Below are 2,849 nucleotides of genomic sequence, written 5' to 3'. Positions count from 1 at the left end.
GTTGGTGGTCACCGCACTGCGTTCGTTTCTGCGCTTCCTCCAGCAACGCGGGTTGCTTGCCACCGATCTCGCTGTCGCGGTGCCTGGGATCGCCGGCTGGCGCTTGGCACACCTGCCGAAGGCGCTGCCTGCCGATCAGGTCGAACGGCTCCTTGCGTCTTGCGACAGGAGAACACCGGCCGGCCGCAGGGACTACGCGGTTCTGATGCTGCTCGCGCGCCTCGGCTTACGGGGTGGCGAAGTCTCGGCCTTGACCCTGGACGATCTCGACTGGGATTGCGGCGAGATCGTCGTGCATGGCAAGGGTCAACGGCTGGCGCGGCTGCCACTGCCGGCGGATGTCGGTGCCGCCTTGGTCGACTATCTGCGGCAGGATCGGCCTGCTTGCTCAACACGCCGCGTCTTCATTCGCATAAAGGCACCCAGACGGAGTTTTGTCAGCCCTTCGACTATTTGCTGCATCGTCCATCGTGCGCTCAAGCGCACCGGTCTGACGCCGGCGTTCAAGGGCGCGCACCTGTTGCGTCACTCACTCGCCACCGATCTGCTGCGCCGCGGCGCCTCGCTCGTTGAAATCGGTCAACTTCTCCGCCACAGCCAGCCGAACACGACACAGATCTATGCCAAAGTCGACATCGCGGCGTTGCGTGCCATTGCTCTACCCTGGCCAGGAGTCTCATCATGAGCGCGTTGCAAGCGGCGCTCGAAGAGTACCTGGCCGCGCGCCGCGCCCTCGGCCATAAGCTGCGTCTTTCCGGACGGTTGCTGCAGCGCTTCGTTGTCTTTGCCGAATCTTCCGGCGCCACCTTCATCACCACCGAGATTGCCCTGGCCTGGGCCATGCAGCCGGCAGAGGCACAGCCCGCCCAGTGGGCCAACCGGTTGGCGATGGTTCGCCGGTTCGCGCGCTATTGCAGCGCCATTGACCCGCGGACCGTCGTCCCGCCGCCCGACCTTCTTCCTCACCGGTATCGTCGGCCATCGTCGCCCTATATTTATCGCGACGAAGAGATCACCCGACTGATCGACGCGGCAAAGCGCTTGCCGTCGACAGTCGGCCTTCGCCCGCAGACCTATGCCACGCTCTTCGGCTTGTACGCGGCGACGGGCATGCGCTGCAACGAACCGCTGCGTCTCGATCGCGGCGACACCGATCTCGTTGATGGCGTGCTGACGGTTCGCGACACGAAGTTCGGCAAGTCGCGCTACGTGCCGCTTCACCCCTCGACGCAACACGCTCTCAAAATCTATGCGGCCAGCCGAGACCGTTCATGCCCCAATCCCCTGAGCTCCAGCTTCTTCCTTTCCGAGCGGGGCACGCGTTTGACCGAATGGGCCGTGCGGTGGACGTTCGTCAAGCTGTCGCGCGAGGTCGGTTTGCGCGGCTCTAAGGATTCCCATGGGCCGCGTCTGCACGACCTTCGCCACCGACTGGCCGTGACAACATTGCTGCGCTGGTATCGCAACGGCATCGATGTCGAACGCCACCTGCCCGAGTTGGCGACCTATCTCGGCCATGCCCACATCACCGACACCTATTGGTATTTGACGGCAACGCCGGAGCTGCTGCAGCAAGCGCTGCTGCGGGCGGAACAATCTCAGCCGGAATCCCGCCCATGAGCGCCGCCCCAACGTTCCCCGCTCTTCTTGAGGCCTTCTTCACCGATCGCCTCATCAGACAACGACAAGCAAGCCCGCATACGCTGGCGAGCTACCGCGATACCTTCTGCCTGCTGCTGGCCTATGCCCAGCGGCAGCTACGCAAGGGGGCTTCGCACGTCACCTTGCCGGATCTCGACACCGCGTTCCTCGGCGCCTTCCTCGATCATCTCGAACACGAACGCGACAACAGCGCCAGGAGCCGCAATGTCCGTCTTGCCGCCATCCATTCCTTCTTCCGCTATGTGGCCTTGCATGCGCCGGAACACAGCGCATTGGCTCAGCGCGTGCTCGCCATTCCGAGCAAGCGTTACGTGCGCCGGCCGGTCGCCTTCCTCAGCAGCGTCGAAGTCGCCGCCTTGCTCGCCGCCCCCGACCTCGGCAGCTGGGGCGGGCGCCGTGACCGGGCGCTTCTGTTGCTGGCCGTGCAGACCGGCCTGCGTGCTGCCGAAATCGTCGGCCTTTGTTGCGAGGACATCGTCCTCGGCCCGGCCGCCTATGTGCAATGTCAGGGAAAGGGCCGAAAACTCCGCAACACCCCGCTTCGCAAGGATACGGTCACGGTGCTGCGTGCCTGGCTTGCCGAGCGACGCGGCCGGAGTTCCGATCCTGCCTTCCCGACGATAAGCGGCACATCATTGAGTCACGACGCACTTCAATACCTGCTGAACAAGCACCTCGCCGTCGCACGTCGCCACTGCCCATCGCTGGCCAGCAAGCACGTAACGCCGCATGTCCTGAGGCATACCCTGGCAATGGACCTGCTCCAGCACGGCGTCGACCGCTCGGTCATTGCTCTGTGGCTGGGCCACGAGTCGGTCGAAACCACCGCCATCTATCTTCAGGCCGACATGAAGCTCAAGGAGCAAGCTCTGGCGAAGACCGACACGGCTGACATCCGGTTGGGCCGCTACAAGCCCGACGACCATCTCCTTGCATTCCTGAAGAGCCTCTGATTATGCCGACCCAACAGCCACAGATCGCCCGCACTCTTTGGCCTCCCGGCCGTCACTCGGAATAATCCGGCACTCGGAGTTATGCCGCTAATTCCGACCTCGGAATTAGCGGCACAGTTTTGCGGTCGGGCGACTTCTGCGATGGTATCGCGACGGAAGCAATCCCACCGACAAGCTGGTCAAGTTGTCGACCTTCATGGGGCACGTGGATCCCGCCTCCACTGCCGTCCTGTC

3 protein-coding genes are annotated in these 2,849 nt (G+C 63.7%); all 3 read left to right on the top strand.

Annotated features, from left to right (window positions below):
* Positions 1-685, top strand: a 685-nt coding sequence (locus EOA38_RS32570) for a site-specific integrase (RefSeq protein WP_145966179.1), incomplete at its 5' end; no start/stop codon positions are given.
* A complete protein-coding gene (locus tag EOA38_RS32565; RefSeq protein ID WP_127301157.1) occupies positions 682-1,620 on the top strand; it encodes a tyrosine-type recombinase/integrase in 939 nt (312 codons plus the stop codon). The genes EOA38_RS32570 and EOA38_RS32565, both read left to right, overlap by 4 nt.
* Positions 1,617-2,615 carry a tyrosine-type recombinase/integrase gene (locus EOA38_RS32560; RefSeq protein ID WP_127301158.1) on the top strand — a complete coding sequence of 333 codons (999 nt, stop codon included), beginning with the start codon at positions 1,617-1,619 and terminating at the stop codon, positions 2,613-2,615. Before EOA38_RS32565 ends, EOA38_RS32560 begins: the two co-directional genes overlap by 4 nt.
* The last annotated feature ends 234 nt before the right edge of the window (positions 2,616-2,849 follow it).

It is taken from the genome of Mesorhizobium sp. M1E.F.Ca.ET.041.01.1.1 (assembly GCF_003997355.1).
Classification (GTDB): domain Bacteria; phylum Pseudomonadota; class Alphaproteobacteria; order Rhizobiales; family Rhizobiaceae; genus Mesorhizobium.
The sequence above is the reverse complement of the archived record's forward strand: the minus strand, read 5'-3'. Positions and strand labels throughout refer to the sequence as shown.

Bases quoted from the DNA above. Each gene is read 5' to 3' on its own strand.
- EOA38_RS32565 (WP_127301157.1), top strand. From the start codon at position 682: ATGAGCGCGTTGCAAGCGGCGCTCGAAGAGTACCTGGCCGCGCGCCGC.
- EOA38_RS32560 (WP_127301158.1), top strand. From the start codon at position 1,617: ATGAGCGCCGCCCCAACGTTCCCCGCTCTTCTTGAGGCCTTCTTCACC.